The 17,404-nt window shown below is 44.3% G+C and carries 12 protein-coding genes and 1 pseudogene; 3 read left to right on the forward strand and 10 right to left on the reverse strand.

Features of this window, described 5'->3' with window-relative positions; all coding sequences use genetic code 11:
- Positions 1-47: 47 nt before the first annotated feature.
- Positions 48-1,103: a YheT family hydrolase gene (locus RIB93_RS29290; RefSeq protein ID WP_446378319.1), complete on the forward strand. Its 1,056-nt coding sequence runs from the start codon at positions 48-50 to the stop codon at positions 1,101-1,103.
- A 68-nt stretch (positions 1,104-1,171) separates the two neighbouring features.
- On the opposite strand, the gene RIB93_RS29295 is transcribed toward RIB93_RS29290, so the two are convergent.
- The 9 genes and pseudogenes from RIB93_RS29295 to RIB93_RS29335 form a co-directional block, all read right to left on the reverse strand.
- A complete protein-coding gene (locus RIB93_RS29295) occupies positions 1,172-2,893 on the reverse strand; it encodes a DUF1963 domain-containing protein (protein WP_446378321.1) in 1,722 nt (573 codons plus the stop codon).
- 560 nt (positions 2,894-3,453) lie between these two features.
- Positions 3,454-5,772, reverse strand: a pseudogene (locus tag RIB93_RS29300) (pentapeptide repeat-containing protein).
- A 117-nt stretch (positions 5,773-5,889) separates the two neighbouring features.
- Positions 5,890-8,904 carry a pentapeptide repeat-containing protein gene (locus tag RIB93_RS29305; RefSeq protein ID WP_446378323.1) on the reverse strand — a complete coding sequence of 1,005 codons (3,015 nt, stop codon included), beginning with the start codon at positions 8,902-8,904 and terminating at the stop codon, positions 5,890-5,892.
- Positions 8,905-9,015: 111 nt separating this feature from the next.
- Entirely contained in the window at positions 9,016-9,582 is a 567-nt protein-coding gene (locus tag RIB93_RS29310; protein ID WP_446378325.1) for a nitrogen fixation protein, read from the reverse strand.
- Positions 9,583-9,664: 82 nt separating this feature from the next.
- The gene (locus RIB93_RS29315) at positions 9,665-10,291 is read right to left on the reverse strand and encodes a hypothetical protein (RefSeq protein ID WP_446378327.1); all 627 of its coding nucleotides are present in this window, start codon (positions 10,289-10,291) and stop codon (positions 9,665-9,667) included.
- A gap of 141 nt (positions 10,292-10,432) precedes the next feature.
- The gene (locus RIB93_RS29320) at positions 10,433-10,987 is read right to left on the reverse strand and encodes a hypothetical protein (RefSeq protein ID WP_446378329.1); all 555 of its coding nucleotides are present in this window, start codon (positions 10,985-10,987) and stop codon (positions 10,433-10,435) included.
- Positions 10,988-11,135: 148 nt separating this feature from the next.
- Positions 11,136-12,149: a cytochrome d ubiquinol oxidase subunit II gene (locus RIB93_RS29325; protein WP_446378331.1), complete on the reverse strand. Its 1,014-nt coding sequence runs from the start codon at positions 12,147-12,149 to the stop codon at positions 11,136-11,138.
- Positions 12,150-12,157: 8 nt separating this feature from the next.
- Positions 12,158-13,600 carry a cytochrome ubiquinol oxidase subunit I gene (locus RIB93_RS29330; protein ID WP_446378333.1) on the reverse strand — a complete coding sequence of 481 codons (1,443 nt, stop codon included), beginning with the start codon at positions 13,598-13,600 and terminating at the stop codon, positions 12,158-12,160.
- 426 nt (positions 13,601-14,026) lie between these two features.
- Complete coding sequence (locus RIB93_RS29335; protein ID WP_446378335.1) at positions 14,027-14,884, reverse strand: prohibitin family protein; 858 nt, start codon at positions 14,882-14,884, stop codon at positions 14,027-14,029.
- A gap of 305 nt (positions 14,885-15,189) precedes the next feature.
- Between RIB93_RS29335 and RIB93_RS29340 the strand changes: the two genes are divergently transcribed.
- A complete protein-coding gene (locus RIB93_RS29340; protein WP_446378337.1) occupies positions 15,190-15,957 on the forward strand; it encodes a carbonic anhydrase in 768 nt (255 codons plus the stop codon).
- 49 nt (positions 15,958-16,006) lie between these two features.
- Here the strand turns inward: RIB93_RS29340 and hisH are convergent, their stop codons facing one another.
- Entirely contained in the window at positions 16,007-16,642 is a 636-nt protein-coding gene (gene hisH, locus RIB93_RS29345) for an imidazole glycerol phosphate synthase subunit HisH (protein WP_446378339.1), read from the reverse strand.
- A gap of 65 nt (positions 16,643-16,707) precedes the next feature.
- Between hisH and RIB93_RS29350 the strand changes: the two genes are divergently transcribed.
- Complete coding sequence (locus RIB93_RS29350) at positions 16,708-17,397, forward strand: peptidase C15 (protein ID WP_446378341.1); 690 nt, start codon at positions 16,708-16,710, stop codon at positions 17,395-17,397.
- The last annotated feature ends 7 nt before the right edge of the window (positions 17,398-17,404 follow it).

The following is a 17,404-nucleotide window of genomic DNA, read 5'->3' on the forward strand; positions in this document are numbered from 1 at the left end:
AATGAATCTTAATCATAAATCATGAAAAAACAATCGACGAATGACAAATGACGAATGACAAAAAACACTTTCATTCCCCATGGTGGTTAAGTTCTGGTATGGCGATGACCCTGCACCTGGCGTTTAGGGCGTCTAGGGATTGGGAAGCAACGATTCCTTTTCCAGAACCTCCCTATCAGGAGAAAATATTTCGCGGCGCTGACAATGTACCGATTTTTGGGATTGTCGCCATTCCCGAACATGCTAAGGGTACGATTGTCGGAACTTATGGAATTACCGGGGATCTGGAGAACCAATGGTATCTGAGACTATTGGGGCGTAAAGCCTTTGCTCAAGGCTATGCGGTGGTGCTATTCGACTGGCGAGCCCATGGAAAAACAGCGTTGTTGTCACCAACATTAATGTCCGATGGTTTGTACGAGGGTGATGATTTTGTTCTGATTGCGGCGCAAGCAAAAGCCATGGGATGTCCCGCGCCGTTTTGGTTTACAGGCTATTCACTGGGCGGACAATTAGCGCTTTGGGGGATTAAATCAGCCCAGGCGATCGCCTATTCCGAAGCGGTAGGATTAAATGAGTCAGAGATTGGCGGTAGTGCGGTTATTTGTCCCAGTCTGGATTCTAACCGTTCTCTGACGTATCTGTTAAACCATCCCTGGGGGCGGTATTTAGAACAAGCGGTTGCACGGACTTTGAAACAACTTGCATGGCGTCTCTATCAGGCTCATCCCCAAGACATCGATCCAGAAGCGGTTGAACGGGCAAACAGTATTTGGGGATTTGATCATGAGCTAGTGATTAAGCGATTGGGGTTTTCCTCGGTGGACGAGTATTATGATGCTACGAGTGCGCTGTATATTTTACCTCATTTAAACAAACCAACGCTGATTCTTTATGCCGCCGATGATCCGATGTTTGACCCGACAATTATTCCCGACTTACAAGGGATTTGTGCGGATAATCCCGCGATTGATTTAAGGGTGACAAAACAGGGAGGTCATGTCGGTTATATTAGTTCTCGTGTTTGTCAGAGTGACTACCATGATCCTGACTGCTGGTGGGCGTGGAATCGAGTGCTGGAATGGTGCAATTCGTTCAATTGAGGGATATAGACAGATCCCCGACTTCGTAGAAGTTGTCGGGGATCTTGCTTAGAATCAAGGATTTCTATTCAAGCCATAGCATACAGGATTTTTGAGAAGTCACATCTGGCTAAAGCTGAACTTTGCATATAGAAGAAAACTGAACCACTTTGTAAAAGGCTTATGGCAAATAGCAGTGTATCAAAGGGGTCTTCTTCAGAATCCAAAGAACAACGAGGGTCATCTGAAATATGATAACGGTATCCCCCCATCTGAATATCACAATTCGCTCCACCCAATATCCACTCAGAAGCATAGCTTAATTCCGCATACAAATCGTTCATGTCAACCTCAGTCATTCCGTCATTACCTAGTTCAGGGAAAAGACGGTCGAAAGCATTATAATCTTCAATGGAAATAGGTACATATCCCTTAGTCCATTGAATGGCTGAACACTCATCCGGATATAGGTCTCTAAGCAGGAAATCATCATCTTTTTCCGGCAAAAAACTGAAATCGGTCGTCAAATTCTCTTCGTTAAAGTCCGGTTCTCTAAAGTAGAGAATGCGAAAACGCTTTTGTTCAAATACATCCTCTGAATCTGGAAAACCATACCTAGAATCATCCATGGAAAGGTAGAATTGCAAAATACCTTGTTTGGGAAAGCCTTCCAGATGAGGCGCTTCGGCAAAGTTAATTTGTGCCAGTAAATGCAGATAGTCTCCATCTGGAGTTTTGGGATAGTCAACTCCTTTGGGCAAATAAGGAAACCCGCTTCGACTGTTTTGCCAACCAGCAAATTTACTTTGCCACCAGGTAAGGTTTTGATCAGGGATTAACTTCAGTTCCAGATAGGGCTTAATTGTGGCTTCAATGCGATCGCGATAACGTTCTAGAATGGCTGGCATTACTTCCCTGATTACATAATTTGACGATTCTTCGTCTAGAGGAGCATTAACGGAAACCCAAGCCCTGCGCCACACGGGGTCAAGATTTGTCGTTTCATCAATCTGTGTTCCGAAAAGGTTTGCCTCACTCAAATATACTCCTGTTAGATTTGCGCCTTTGAGGTTGGCATTTTCCAAGTTTGCCGATGTCAAGTCAGCATTTCTCAAGTCAGCATTACTCAAATCAGCCTCTTTCAAGTTAGCACCGTTTATATCGACTAAATACATACGGCTTTGTTGTAGGTTCGCCTTTTTTAAATTGGCGTTAGTCAAGTTAGCGCGATTCAGGTGAGCTTTGCTTAAGTTAGCTTGAGATAACTTGATACCATTTAATTCAGCATTTTTCAAATTAGCACGACTTAGATTTACTCCCGATAAATTGAGATTTGCCAAGTCAGTTGCGGGATTGAGTCCAAGTTCTATGGCTCGTTGGAGAAAGTTATCAGCATTTTCTTGACGTAGCCTATCAACAATGTTTTGGCGTTCGGTTCGGCTTAATTGACGTTGGTGTTGCGGCTGTGTCGATTTGTCTGGATGACTAGATTCATTGTCAATTTCAATTTCAATGTGGAGATAATGTTGTAATTCTTGTCTCTCTTTCTCATCAACCTGTTTAGAGAGTAAATTATAGGCTTTTAACTGTAAATCACCTGTCTCGGTTTTTACCACTTGGCGTAGCAAATCCCTACCTGGCTGACTATAGTTGAGCGCCTCGTCTAAAGCCGCCATTCTGATTTCTTCTGACTCACTGGTCAAACGTTGTTTAACTCCCTCTAATCCACCCAGCAAACCAGAATTTAATGGCAAACTTTGTCCGCCTAAAACGGCGTCATTGGGATTGGGTTGATTGGAATTGGCTGTCATAGGTTACGATTGTTGTCGGTGTAGTTAAGAAAAGGTGTACAGAACTAGCGAGAAATCCTGTTGGGCTAAAGCAGAATTTTGGATATAAAAAAGCATAACATTCTTTGGCATACCGATAAGCTGTCATGCATTTAAATTGGGTATTAGTAGCGAGATCTCTGGCTCGCACTACAAGGATAAAATCAGGAAATGACATACAATTGAAAGTAATTAGGGCTGGCTGCACAAGTCGAAAACCCTTATATTTAAAAGCTTTTCAGGAGTTTTTCTGCTGAGGGAGTGCCAGAAAATAAGATAGGATTTGTGAAAAACCTAGCATCATAGCGAGCGAGACGCAAAGCCTGCGGCATGGCTTCGCTTAACGCACTACCGTTTTGTTCTTTCCTCCTTTCCTCCTTTCCTCCTACTCCCTACTCAAATACTCCCAACAGCAGACCATAATTAGCTTTAAGGTTAACAGGTGGGTACGAGCTGCTGTGCGCCAAACGGGATTATGATTGATAATGTTGCAACGATTATGGGGTTAAAGCAACCGTGCAATTCCGATCAAGGATTTCTCTTCAAGCCATAGCGTACAGAATTCTTGAGAAATCACATCTGGCTAAAGCTGAACTTTGAATATAGAAGTAAAGTGATCCATCTTCTACAAGCATAATCTTCAATAGCAGTGTGTCAAAAGGGTCTTCGTTTGAATCCAGGTAATCACGGGGATCGTCACTAAAAAAGCAGGTGTGTCCGCCCATCTGAATATCACAGTTTGCTCCCTGAAACCTCCACCCACAAGCTTCCTCAAATTCCTCGCGTAAATCATCTACATGTATTTCATCCTCAATCCATTCATCATCATTACATACTTCAGGCAGAAGACGGGGGTAAGAATCATAATTGTCTAGGGAAATAGGTTCATATCCTTTAGCCCATTGAATCGCTGAACATTCACTCGGATAGATTTCTCTCAGATGAGAATGATCATCCTTTTCGGGCAGAAAACTAAAATCGGTTGTTAGGTGGTTTTCGTTAAAATCAAGTTACCTATGGTACAGAAGACGAAAACGATTTTGCTCAAAGGCATCTTCTGAATAGGGAGTACCAAAATTCTTATTAAGACCACAAGACTCGTCATCAGCAATGTAGAATTGCAAAATACCTTGTTTGGGGAAACCTTCGAGATGGGGGACTTCGGCAAAGTTAATTTGTGCCAATAGATGCAGATAGTTTCCATCTGGAGTTTTGGGATAGTCAACTCCTTTGGGCAAATAGGGGAACCCGCCTTTCCTGTTTTGCCAACCTGCAAATTTACTTTGCCACCAGGTTAGGTTTTGATCAGGGATTAACTTCAGTTCCAGATATGGCTTAATTGTGGCTTCAATGCGATCGCGATAACGTTCTAGAATGGCTGGCATTACTTCCCTGATCACATAGTTTGAGGATTCGTCGTCTAGAGGAGTATTAACGGAAGCCCAAGCCCTGCGCCACATTGGGTCAAGATTCGTCGTTTCATCAATTTGAGTTCCAAGAAGGTTTGCCTCACTCAAATCAACTCCAGTTAAATTAGCACCTTTGAGGTTGGCATTTTCCAAGTTTGCCGATGTCAAGTCAGCATGACTCAAGTTAGCATGACTCAAATCTGTATGGTGAAAATTTGTTTGGCAGAGTTTTGTCGATTGCAGGTTAGCCCCCGCTAGGTTAAATTCTGACAAATCCTGGCGACTGAGGTCAAGATTTTGTAACTCTAAATCCTCATGGGTTTGGTTGAGAACAGCTATAACCTTGCGCCAACTGGCAGCCAGTTTGGTTTGTTCATCAATGATTGCTCCTTTTAGGGTGACTTGATTGAGGGTTACTCCCTGGAAATTGGCTCCTTTTAAGTTGGCATAATTCAGATCGATCTGAGTTAATTGCGCTTGCTGAAAATTGGCATGACTGAGATCGGAATGGCTAAAGTTTAGTTTAGATAAAGAAGTGTTCGCAAAATTCGCCCCTTGGAAACTAATCTGTCTTAAATCCCAAGCTTTGTATTGATGTTCGTAATAAAATCGAACCCCTTGAAAATTAGCGCGATCGCACTTAGCTCCTTGCAGTTTAATTTTAGCTAGATTAGCATTTTCTAAATTTGCCCCTTCTAAATTAGCATTAGTCAGATTAGCCCCACTGAGATTAGCATGATTCAGATTGGCATGACTGAGGTCAGAGTTGCTCAAATTTATTCCAGTTAGTCCAGCCAAAGACGTATTCGCAAAATTCGCCCCCTTGAAACTAATCTGGCTCAGATTGTAAGTCTGATGATGTGGATATTTGGATTGATCATAAAATCGAACCCCTTGAAAATTAGCGCGATCGCACTTAGCTCCTTGCAGTTTAATGGCGGCTAAATTGGCATTTTCTAAATTCGCTTCTTCTAAGTTGGCATGATTTAAATTAGCATCGTTGAGATTAGCGTTGCTTAAATCAGCCTGTTGTAGATTTGTCTGACTTAAATTAGCATGACTGAGGTTAGCATTACTCAGGTTTGCCTCTTTCAAATTAGCACCGCTTAGATCGACGGAAGATAGATAGCTTCGTTGTAGATTCGCCTGTTGTAAATTGGCGTTAGTCAATTTAGCCTGATTCAGGTGAGCATTACTCAAGTTAGCTTGAGATAAATTGACCCCAGTTAAATCAGCACCTTGCAGACTAGCAGGACTTAGATTGACTCCCGATAAATTAAGTTCAGCGAAGTCAGTTTTAGGGTTTAGTCCAATTTCTCTGGCTCGTTTCAGGAAATTATCAGCACTTTCTTGACGTAGAAGATCAACAATTTCTTGGCGATCGCTCCGGGTTAATTGACCTTGGCTTTGCGGCTGTGTTGCTTGATCGGGCTGACCAGATTCATTATTCATTGAACTACTTTGCTATCTGCGACGACATGGTGGTTGTTATGAACTACTCGTAATGGGTTTACAGCAATACTTTTGCACTATTTAACAATGCAGAAATTGAACGTCAAGCCAATTACATCAGAGTGTGTTTTCTACTACATAATAAACACGGGAAAAGTCCTGCCGGACTAAATCCGATTGCTGTATGTAAAACCAAAGAACTTCTCCTGATAGATTTATTTCGAGCAGTATCGTATCCAGTGGGCCGTCAAGTCCCTCGAAATCCGTCGAATACTCCCGTGGATCTTCTTGGGGAAAGAGAGTATAGCCACCGAGTCTGGCAGATATGTGAGTATAACTGGTAGAATCTTCAGGTTTACTTGTAGTCGTTTCTTCATTAGTCCTTACTTCAAACGCTTCTCCCCAAGAATCATAGGCTTCTTCATAGGCTTCTCTAAATGCCTCAATATCCCTCCGATCGAGGTCATGCAACAGCACATCATAAAACTGATAGTCCACTGTTGGCATGAATTCATATCCAGACCACCACTGAATGGCTGAACAAGTGGGGGGATACGCGCCCACAATACTAAATTCTGCTACTGCGTCCAGATCTCTAAGCTCTGGGTTTTTGTCGGGCAAGAAGTCAAAGTTGGTTTCCAGATTTGCCTCATTCAGATCGGGTTCAGGAAAATAGCGGATACAGAAGGTTGTTTGTTGAAACCAGTCGGTCTTATCAAATTCACTATAGTGTTCGTGGAGACAACCGTAATAGCCACTATCGGCAATAAAAAACTGAAGAATCCCCTGCCGTGGAAATGGCTCCATAGATGGCGCTTCGGCAAAATTAATCTGAATCAACAGATGCAAATATTCCCCTTCTGGTGTTTGAGGATAGCTCATTCCTTTGGGTAGATACGGCAAGCCAGCCCGACTGATTTGCTCTCCCGGAAACTTGCTACTCCACCAGGTTAAAGTATCGTCAGGAACAAGGTGAATCCCCAGATAGGGTTTAGCAGTTGCTTCGATGCGATCGCGATAAGGTTCGAGAATGGCTGGCATCACTTTCCTGATCACATAATTTGAGGATTCCGCATCTAGAGGAGAATTAACCACAGCCCAAGCTCTGCGCCACATTGGGTCAAGATTCGTCGTTTCATCAATCTGAGTTCCGAGAAAGTTTGCCTTACTCAAATCAACTCCCGCTAAATTAGCACCTTTGAGGTTGGCATTTTCCAAGTTTGCGGATATCAAGTCAGCATTACTCAGATCGACTCCACTCAATTCCCGTCCACACTGACTATGATTCAGGATTTCCCAGACTAATTGCCACTTAGGATCGAGTAGGGTTGCTGAGTTAATTACAGTGTTTTTAAGTATTGCTCCGTCGAGATTTGCTTCTTGAAGATTTGCACCAGATAAATCAGTGTTTTTAAGTGTTGCCCGATTGAGGTTTGCTCCTTGAAGATTTGCACCTGATAGGTTGATCAATTGCAAATTCAAGCCACTTAGGTTAGCATCAGTTAAATTGGCTCCTGCAAGGCACAATTCTCGATCAAAGCTAGCGTTTCTCAAATCTGCTCCACTCAAATTTGTGTTGCGAAAATTGGTTCTGGAGAGCCTTGTAGATTGAAGATTCGCCCCAGCAAGATTCATTCCTTGGAAATCCTGGCTACTGAGGTTAGCATTGCTTAAATCTAGATCCTCTGTAACTTGATGATTGAAAATAGCCCAAATCTTGCGCCAAGTAGGATCGAGTTGCGTTTGAGCGTCAATAATAGTTCCTTCTAGACGAACTTCCGATAGTTCTGCTCCCTGTAAATTTGCTCCCTTTAAGTTTGTATGACTCAGATTTGCAAGACCTAGATAGACTTTTTGTAGGTTTGCCTGTTGGAGGTTGGCGTTAGAGAAATTGACTTGACTCAGGTGTGCTTGCTCAAAATTGGCATTGCTGAGGTCAGAATGGCTAAAGTCTAGCTTGTACAAGGATACATTCGCAAAATTGGCTCCCTTAAAACTAATGTGGCTGAAATCATCTTCTTGAGGGAAGCGAGCATTTTGGAAGTTGGCGCGATCGCATTTTGCTCCTTGCAGTTTGAGATTGTGAAGACGGGCATGTTGTAAATTAGCGTCTTCTAAAGTGGCATCAGTTAGATTAGCCCCATTGAGATAAGCGTTGCTTAAATCAGCCTGTTGTAAATTTGCCTGACTTAAATTAGGATTGCCAGTGAGGTCAGCATTACTCAAATTTGCCTCTCTCAAATTAGCACCGCTTAGATCGACGGAAGATAGGTTGCTTCGTTGTAGGTTCGCCTGTTGTAAGTTGGTGTTAGTTAACTTAGCGTCATTCAGGTGAGCATTACTCAAGTTAGCTTGACTCAAATCGGTATGGTGAAAATTTGTTTGGCAGAGTTTTGTCGATTGCAGGTTAGCCCCCGCTAGGTTAAATCCTGAAAAATTCTGGTGACTGAGGTCAAGATTTTGTAACTCTAAATCCTCATGGGTTTGGTTGAGAACAGCTATAACCTTGCGCCAACTGGCTGCCAGTTGGGTTTGTTCGTCAATGATTGCTCCTTTTAGATTGACTTGATTGAAGGTTACTCCCTGGAAATTGGCTCCTTTTAAGTTGGCATTATTTAAATTAGCATCGTTGAGATTGGCGTTGCTTAAATCAGCCTGTTGCAAATTTATCTGACTTAAATTGGCATTATTGAGGTCAGCATTACTCAAATTTGCCTCTTTCAAATTAGCACTGCTTAGATCGACGGAAGATAGATTGCTTCGTTGTAAGTTTGCCTGCTGTAAGTTGGCGTTAGTCAATTTAGCCTGATTCAAGTGAGCATTACTCAAGTTAACTTGAGATAAATTGACCCCAGTTAAATCAGCACGTTGAAAATTAGCATGACTTAGATTGACTCCCGATAAATTAAGTTCAGCAAAGTCAGTTGCCGGATTGAGTCCAATTTCTCTGGCTCGTTGCAGAAAGTTATCAGCGCTTTCTTGACGTAGAAGATCAACAATTTCTTGGCGTTCGCTTCGGGTTAATTGACCTTGGTGTTGCGGCTGTGTCGATTGATCGGAATGATTCGATTCGTCGTCAAATGCACTATTTCGCCGTCTGCGACGACGTGGAGGTTGTGCTGAATCACTCATGGTGGTCTCGTTGATAATACTTTTGTACTACCTAGGATAACGGCGCGGAAATTGAACGTCAAGTCGAAGGGTCAATCCCTTGATCACGTAGAGACGTAGCATACTACGTCTCTACATTTTCCCATTCCCTATTCCCCATTCCCCATTCCCTATTCCCGCTTCGCGTAGCGCTATAATTTCGCGATCGCGGTGTGGTTTAATGACTTTTTTAACGGTTTCAGATATACCATAATTCGTGCGGACAATTTGAGGACAACGCAGACAGGCGTCTTTCCCTTCCTGTTGCCACCATCGACAATCTTGACGGATGCGACAGGGTGGTAAGTCTTTCACCATTGTCGGTAATCCTTCGACAATTTGTTGAATAAGATGGCATTGATGTCCATCAAAATGTTGACACCCCCGTTCCCAGCAAGGAGCAGCGATTCGATAGACTTCGGTTGGATCAACGGGTTCAGATAATGCTAGTAATTCATCCGTTATTGGCTGAGGTTCCCGCAGATATGCTACTTGTGGACTGTCAACAGTGCCACCTACTATACCAAAGACAACGCTATCTTTAGTATCAGGGGGAGCGCTAGGACAGAGTGAAGATTTATTGTCTTTGGGGTGTGCCGTTTTTGACGGTATTGGTGTTGCCTGACTCGGCTGTATTCTATCTTTTCTTGAATTAGCCATTTCCCTTAAAGAATGAGAATTTATTTGGAATTTAACGATGAGACAACGGGGTTTAATTTTGGGAAGCAAATATTTGATTGAATTAACGCTGTCGATTCATTTTATTTTTCAACCATTGTCTCAGTAAACCTAACGTTTTAGTCGGTGGATCGTTAGCTATCTCAGCTTTAGAGTTATTCCCCGCCTGATCATTAACTTGGTCTACAGATATTACACCCGCTGTTTCCGGAGGAGCCAATGCTGTGCCTGCTAGAGGAGGCATTGGTGCTGTGCCTGCTAAAAGAATACCGTGACTATCGGCACTGGCTATTTCTCGACGCCCTAACGCGCGATCGACGGCTCGCTCAATCGCTTCCCCTAATTCTTTCGTGTCAATTTCAAGGTCAAACTTGAGATAAATTTGTAATTCTGGAGGCAAATAAGTTTGTAATTCTTGTTTCTCTTTCTCATTAACCTGTTGAGAGAGTAAATTATAGGCTATTAACTGTAAATCACCTGTCTCGTTTTGTACCACTTGGCGTAGCACGTCTTTCCCAGGCTGACCATAGTTGAGCGCCTCGTCTAAAGCCGCCATTCTGATTTCTTCAGACTCACTCGTCAAACGTTGTTTAACTCCCTCTAATCCACCCAGCACACCAGAATTTAATGGGAAACCTTGTCCGCCTAAAACGGCGTCATTGGGATTGGGTTGATTGGAATTGGCTGTCATCGGTTACAATTGTTGTCGGTGTAGTTAGGAAAAGGTGTACAGAACTGGTGTTCTCACGACAATACTTTTGTACTACTTAGGATAACGACACGGAAATTGAACGTCAAGTTAATTATATAATTTCGCGATCGCATCAGCTCATCACTCTAAACGGCTGAGGGTAAACTGTCCTACATTCCTCGCCGTATCGTACCAATGTCCATCAAAGCGATCGGGTTGAGTTAATCTTCCCGCATGAACCGCATAGTAGCCGTTTCCTGGAGTTTCTTGGATGAAATAAATTAGGGTAATTCCTCGCCCTGTTACCACTTCTCCGTTAAACGTACTGGGATTATTGATATCTACATAATGTCCGGTAAAGTTTGTCCCCTCTTGAGTTAAACAGACGGAATAGGTGCGTCCTAACCGCTGAATTTTCCATACTGTTTCAGCTTGAAAAACCTGTTCAGAGAGTAAATTATAGGCTTTGAACTGTAAATCACCTGTCTCGTTTTGTACCACTTGGCGTAGCACGTCTTTCCCAGGCTGACCATAGTTGAGCGCCTCGTCTAAAGCCGCCATTCGGATTTCTTCAGACTCACTGGTCAAACGTTGTTTAACTCCCTCTAATCCACCCAGCACACCAGAATTTAATGGCAAACCTTGTCCGCCTAAAACGGCGTCATTGGGATTGGGTTGATTGGAATTTTTTTTCATAAGTTCAAAACGTATCTGTTAGTAAAGGGCGACCCGATCCAATTGAGTGGACTTGGGTTATTTAGTGATGCAAGCGGGTCGCCCCTACATAGGTTTTATTCGGTTCCATTACGGAGTTGGGCAGACTTATTGTGAAAAATTAGCCCCGCTATTCTCCATAATGTTCACCTGTGACCTTCCCTCGAAACACGATGTATTGATAGATGTTGTATGCCAACATAATCGGAATCAGAACACCGATAAAGATGATCATGAACACCAGCGCACTGGGGTCAGCCGCCGCCTCATAAATGGTGATCTGAGTGGGGATAATGTAGGGAAACACAACCAAGGCTAATCCCAGGAATGTCAGTAAAAACAGTAGAATCGTCCAAATTAATGGCGTTCTCTCTTCCTGTCGATTCAGACTTCTCCAGAGTAGCCAAATCAGCGTAATTCCCAGTAGGGGTATGGCGGCGAAGATATAAACTTGGGGTTGAGAAAAAAGACGCGATCGCGCATACTCATAAAAGATGGGCGTGGTAATCGTAATCACAATCGCGCCAATTAGCGTGGTGATCGCGGCAATTTTAGCGGTTTTGTAATGGGTAGCTTGTAACTCTCCTTCTGTTTTCAGAACCAAATAGGTTGAGCCAATTAACACATACCCTTGAATTAAAGTCAATGCTACGATAACCGATTGCCAGGTGAGCCAATCCCAAGTGCCGCCAATAAAATGACCCGCTTCATCAACCGTAATCCCCGATAGTACAGCCCCCAAAGCAAATCCTTGACCTAATGCCGCGCTAAAACTTCCGGCACCAAAGGCTAAATTCCAGAAGAACTTACGATTCGCTTGTTCGCGAAACTCAAACGCCACCGCCCGAAATATAAACCCAAAAACCATGAATAAAATTGGGATGTACAAGGCAGTTAAAATCGTGCCGTAGGCTAAGGGAAATGCACCAAACAAACCCCCGCCCATAATCACCAGCCAGGTTTCGTTGGCATCCCAAACATTACCCAAACTGGTCATTAAAATACCCCGGCGTTCCTCAGTAGAAGAGGTAACAGATAAAATGCCAACCCCTAAATCAAATCCATCCAGCATCACGTAGAGGAAGAGAAACAGGGCTAAAATCGCAAACCAGACTTGGGGCAGAAAATAGGATAGTGTCTCCATAAAACCTCCTACTGCTGTGCTTCTAGTGGGCGTTCATCGGGAATAAACTGTCCTGGGGTAGTGTTGACACCTTCTTGAGTCTCAGAACTGGGTAAAGGGAGGTTTAAATTGGGACCTCGGCGGATAATTCGGCTACCGAAAAATAAAGTCGCACAAAATAACAGGATGTAAACCCCGGTGAAACAGAGTAACGACGTTAAAACATTGCTGGCTGGGACATTAGACACGGCATCTACGGTGCGGATTTGCCCGTACACTGTCCAGGGTTGTCGTCCCACACAGCGGACAATCCAGCCGGATTCAACCGCAATATAACCGAGGGGCGCGGCAAAAATCCAGGCAAATAGAAGCCAACGCTGCTGGGTAATGTTTTCCGGCGAAAGCTTACCCCGTAGCCATTGCAGTACACTCACCAGCATTAATCCGGCGAAGAAGAAGCCAATGGCAATCATGATCCGGAAGGAATAGTAGATTAACCCTAACAGATGGGGTCGATCTTCCGGTTTCCACTCCTTCAATCCCAATACAGGTTCTGGTAATTCTTTTTTGAATTCCAGGATATATCCCAAAGCATTGGGAACTTTAATTTCCCAATCATTTTTTTCAGCGGTTTCATTGGGAAATGCCAAAAGACTCCAATCAGCGGCAACTCCAGCAGGTACAGTTTCCCACTGCGCTTCCATCGCGGCTAGTTTTGACGGCTGATAACGATACACTTGTTCGCCACTTAAATGCCCAATATAGATCTGTAAGGGGGCAACTGCGATCGCAGTCGCTAAAACAATTTTCAACGCCTTAGAAAAGAAGGCTGAATGGCGTTTGTTGAGAATGTACCAAGCGCTAATCCCACCAATCACAAACAGCGATGTCTCCAGGGTGCCAAAGAACATGTGCAGAACGCTGTTCATCATAAAGGGATTAAAAATTGCCTGAAAATAATCGCTGACAATAAACTTACCATCAACAAATTCGCCACCGGCTGGGGTTTGCATCCAGGAATTAGCGGCTAATATCCAGAACGTGGATAAGTTCGCCCCGAATGCTACAAGGATAGTGGCAACATAGTGCATAATTGGATGCACACGCTGCCAACCAAACACCATAATCCCTAAAAACGCCGCTTCTAGCATGAACGCCATCGACGCTTCAAAGCCGAGAATGCTGCCAAAAAAATTACCAACCGCCTCGGAAAAGGATGCCCAGTTGGTACCAAACTGAAATTCCATCGGCACCCCTGTAGCGACGCCGATGCCAAAGTTGAGGACATACAGCTTCGACCAGAAGCGAGCATGGTAATAATAATCAGGATTGCGCGTCTTCAGCCATAGTCCTTCCACGATAACCAGGTAAATACCCATACCTGTGGTGAGAACGGGCCAAAGCATGTGAAAAATAGCCGTCACCGCAAATTGCAGGCGTGACAGCACGACGGTATCAGACAAAAATTCCATGACTTTCCGTTACATAAGACCTGAACATGGACTAGAAAACCTTCGTTTGATCAGGCTCATGACCCGATTAGTTATCATGCTAACGCGCTGAAACCGTGACGACGAGAGGCATATCCTCCCCAAGGGTATTCAGACGGGGGAACGAGACTTAAGGGCGACCCTAACCCATTGAGTGGAGGGCGACCCGAGCCAATTGAGTGGAGGGCGACCCGAGCCAATTGAGTGGACTGGAGTTGTTCATTAGGCTAAGCGGGTCGCCCCTACCGGTTGTTCATTAAGGCTAAGCGGGTCGCCCCTACAGGTTGTTCATTAGGCTAAGCGGGTCGCCCCTACCGGTTGTTCATTAGGCTAAGCGGGTCGCCCCTACAGGTTGTTCATTAGACGAAGTGGGTCGCCCCTACAGGATAACCACAGGGTTTGGTGTCTTTAGCGCGGTAGCGTTTCCTGTGCCACATCCCCTAAGTTAAACAGGAATGGCACACTACTATTGGAATCACCACCCATGACCAAAACTTTCGGCATTTGCGCTCCACCTTGTTTCCAGGCTTCAATCGCTTCTTTTTGCAGAACCAATGGTCCGCCTTGCTCCCTCAGGGTTTCCGCCAACAGTCGTTGGGCTTCGGCTCTACCCTTGGCGCGATTAATGTCCGCTTGGGCTTGTTGTTCGGCTTCCCGGGCAACGTAAACAGCACGTTGCGCCCGTTGTTCAGCGATTTGTTTTTCCTCAACCGCCCTGGAGAACTCTGGGGAGAAGTTTAGGTCAACCACGCTGGTATCCAGGACGATGATGCCATACTTTTCCAATCGTTCATTCAAAGCATTATCAAAGTCCTGCTTTAGTTCAGTCCGTTTGGTGATGGCTTCTTCTACCGTTCGCCGAGCCGCTGCAACTTTGAACGATTCCTGAGTTTGAGGGGCGATAATTTTCGAGACGATATTCTGTAATGTGCCTTGTGTTCGTCGGATCGTAACCACCTGTGTGGGATCAAGGCGGAAGTTGATCGCGAAGCTAGCCGAGAGATCCTGAAGATCCTTAGTGGAACTCTGGGCGGGAACTTCAAATTTTTGCACAGTCACATCATAGACGTCCACCACTGAGATTATGGGGGGCTTGACGTGGATTCCCTCTAGTAAGGCTCCATCTCTGGCTTTACCCAAGATGCTGATCACCCCGGCTTGACCTGGGTTGATGATCACAAAGGAGCTAAAGCTAAGGAGAATCAAGGCTGCTGCGATAATCCCTCCCACTAAAGCTTGCCAATTCTGTGAATTCTGATACTTCAACGTTTACTCTCCTTACTTAAACGCCATTGGCGACTCTTTACAGCCTACCAATGTTCAGACTCAATTGCGGCGATCAAGGGAAGATAGGGGAGCTGGGGGTGATGGGGTGACGGGGTGATGGGGTGATGGGGTGCCCTAATCCTCCATCCTCAACCCTGAATTTTTGCATAAATATATCTCAATCTATCTCAACAAAAAATAAAATGATTCATAACATTTATGAATTGTCTGGTTCAATTCATTCCGCTTAATGCTATTAAAATAGATAGAGATATGTATATTGGCTGTAAAAGTGAAAAAGTGCCATGAAGAACAGTACCTTTAGATTTATTATCTTTGTTCTTGTCGCGTCTTGTTTAGTTATCGCGCCGAAAGTTAAATCAAGTAATACCCATTCGGTTGACTGGGGGTATAGTGGCGATGAATCCCCTAAAAATTGGGGAGACTTAAGTCCGGAATTTGAAATGTGTAAACTCGGCAAAAATCAGTCTCCTCTTGACCTGAACGATATGTCAGCCTCTAGCGCTGACTCTCTGGAATTTACCTATAAATATACACCATTTAAAGTCATTAATAATGGTCATGCCATTGAAGTGGCTTACAAAGCTGGGAGTTCTATCAAAATTGAGGGTAAGCGGTATGAACTGCTCCAGTTTCATTTCCATGCTCCCAGCGAACACAGGGTTAAGGGCGAAGATTATCCCATGGAAGCCCATCTGGTTCACAAAAGTCAGGATGGACAATTGGCGGTCATTGGGGTTTTCCTGAAAGAAGGTGAATACAATCCATTTATTGAAACCTTATGGGCGAATATACCAACCCAGAAAGGAGAGCGAATCGTTCGAGGTGTGACGGTTAATGCCAGTGCTTTACCGCCAAAAGATAAGTCTTATTATCATTACACTGGCTCATTAACTACGCCACCTTGTACAGAAGGCGTGAATTGGTATGTTTTACAACAGCCCATTGAGATATCATCCCAGCAGCTAGCAAAGTTTCAGTCAATTTACAGCGGTAATGCTCGACCTGTTCAACCTCTGAATCAACGAGTTATTAAAACCAAAGAGTTTTAATCATCAACCTTCCCCCATCTTCCCTATCTTCCCCATCTGTTTCCCGATCTTAGACGGATACAGGAGTTTTCAGGAGTGTGACAAAGTTGGATAGAATTTGCAAGCCTCTTGTCGATGACTTTTCGGGATGGAACTGAACCGCCATCAGATTATCCCGCGCGATCGCAGCCGTGATCTGTTGTGACCCATGTGTTACTGTAGCGGCGCGAATCGTCGGATCAACGGGTTCAACGTAGTAGGAATGGACAAAATAAACTTGCGGGTTCTCTGATAACTGCATCCACAACGGACAATCCGGTTGAGTGAACTCTAAATGATTCCACCCCATGTGCGGAATGTGGATATCCGGTTCTGGCTGAAATCGCCGCACTTTTCCAGGAATAATCCCTAATCCAGGTTCTTTTCCTTCTTCTGAACCCTCAAACAGAATTTGCAACCCCAAACAGATACCCAGGAACGGTTTACCACTGGCAATTACCCGTTTAATCGGTTCCTCAAGTCCACGCGATCGCAAATGCTGTACGGCTGGATCAAATGAACCGACTCCCGGTAGTACCACCGCATCCGCCTGTTCAATCTCCGCCGCGACATCTGTTATCTTGGTTGTTGCACCCGCATTCTCCAACCCTTTACAAGCCGAGTGCAGGTTACCCATATCGTAATCAACCACCGCAATGATTGGCATGATACCGATTCCTCGTTATTTTTATGGTTCAATCTACATTTTAATGAGTTCGGTGCTAATCGATAATGTCAACAACCATCCTTTTGACCTCCTTTCAAACCTGGTTACCTGATCACAAATCTAATGCGTCCGATGATTTACTCCTCAAACTCCAAGCTGAGAGTAACCCGTTCCCGGATCAAGCCATATCTTTAACGTTCCTGAGACAGCTACCCGTGGACGTATTCCCCGCCAGCGATTTAGCGATCGCGAAAATTGAACACCTGCAACCGGATGTGGTAATTTGTTGCGGTATGGCCCAATCCCGTTCCCAATTAACTGTAGAAGCTGGAGCCACGCCTCGATACCTTGTTGCTCAAGTGTATTGGTTCATTTATTATCTAGTTCTTCAACCAATTTTAAGCCTGAAAGGGTTGTCCTATTGTCTTCCCGCCTTCTTTGGCAATGAGACATCTTTCGAGACTCAATTCCTCAAAACTGCTGTAGACTTAGAGAAATTAGTCGAGGGATTAACTGAAACGGAGATTAGTCATGACGCGGGGAAATTTGTCTGTGAAGGACTCTATTATCAGCTATTACGCTATTTTCAGGATTATTCGCCAACAACGGGCTGCATCTTTGTCCACGTTCCCGTACTAACCCCCGAAAATCTATCTACAATTTTGACTGACTTTCGCCTAATTATTTCCCGAATCGCCCTTTGGTCAACCCTTCAGCACCAAAGCCGAAGACGAGACGCAACGACTGCGGCTTAGAGACAAA

It is taken from the genome of Coleofasciculus sp. D1-CHI-01 (assembly GCF_040218875.1).
Classification (GTDB): Bacteria; Cyanobacteriota; Cyanobacteriia; order Cyanobacteriales; family Coleofasciculaceae; genus Coleofasciculus.

Bases quoted from the DNA above. Each gene is read 5' to 3' on its own strand.
- RIB93_RS29290 (WP_446378319.1), top strand. From the start codon at position 48: ATGACGAATGACAAAAAACACTTTCATTCCCCATGGTGGTTAAGTTCT.
- RIB93_RS29295 (WP_446378321.1), bottom strand. From the start codon at position 2,893: ATGACAGCCAATTCCAATCAACCCAATCCCAATGACGCCGTTTTAGGC.
- RIB93_RS29305 (WP_446378323.1), bottom strand. From the start codon at position 8,904: ATGAGTGATTCAGCACAACCTCCACGTCGTCGCAGACGGCGAAATAGT.
- RIB93_RS29310 (WP_446378325.1), bottom strand. From the start codon at position 9,582: ATGGCTAATTCAAGAAAAGATAGAATACAGCCGAGTCAGGCAACACCA.
- RIB93_RS29315 (WP_446378327.1), bottom strand. From the start codon at position 10,291: ATGACAGCCAATTCCAATCAACCCAATCCCAATGACGCCGTTTTAGGC.
- RIB93_RS29320 (WP_446378329.1), bottom strand. From the start codon at position 10,987: ATGAAAAAAAATTCCAATCAACCCAATCCCAATGACGCCGTTTTAGGC.
- RIB93_RS29325 (WP_446378331.1), bottom strand. From the start codon at position 12,149: ATGGAGACACTATCCTATTTTCTGCCCCAAGTCTGGTTTGCGATTTTA.
- RIB93_RS29330 (WP_446378333.1), bottom strand. From the start codon at position 13,600: ATGGAATTTTTGTCTGATACCGTCGTGCTGTCACGCCTGCAATTTGCG.
- RIB93_RS29340 (WP_446378337.1), top strand. From the start codon at position 15,190: ATGAAGAACAGTACCTTTAGATTTATTATCTTTGTTCTTGTCGCGTCT.
- hisH (WP_446378339.1), bottom strand. From the start codon at position 16,642: ATGCCAATCATTGCGGTGGTTGATTACGATATGGGTAACCTGCACTCG.
- RIB93_RS29350 (WP_446378341.1), top strand. From the start codon at position 16,708: ATGTCAACAACCATCCTTTTGACCTCCTTTCAAACCTGGTTACCTGAT.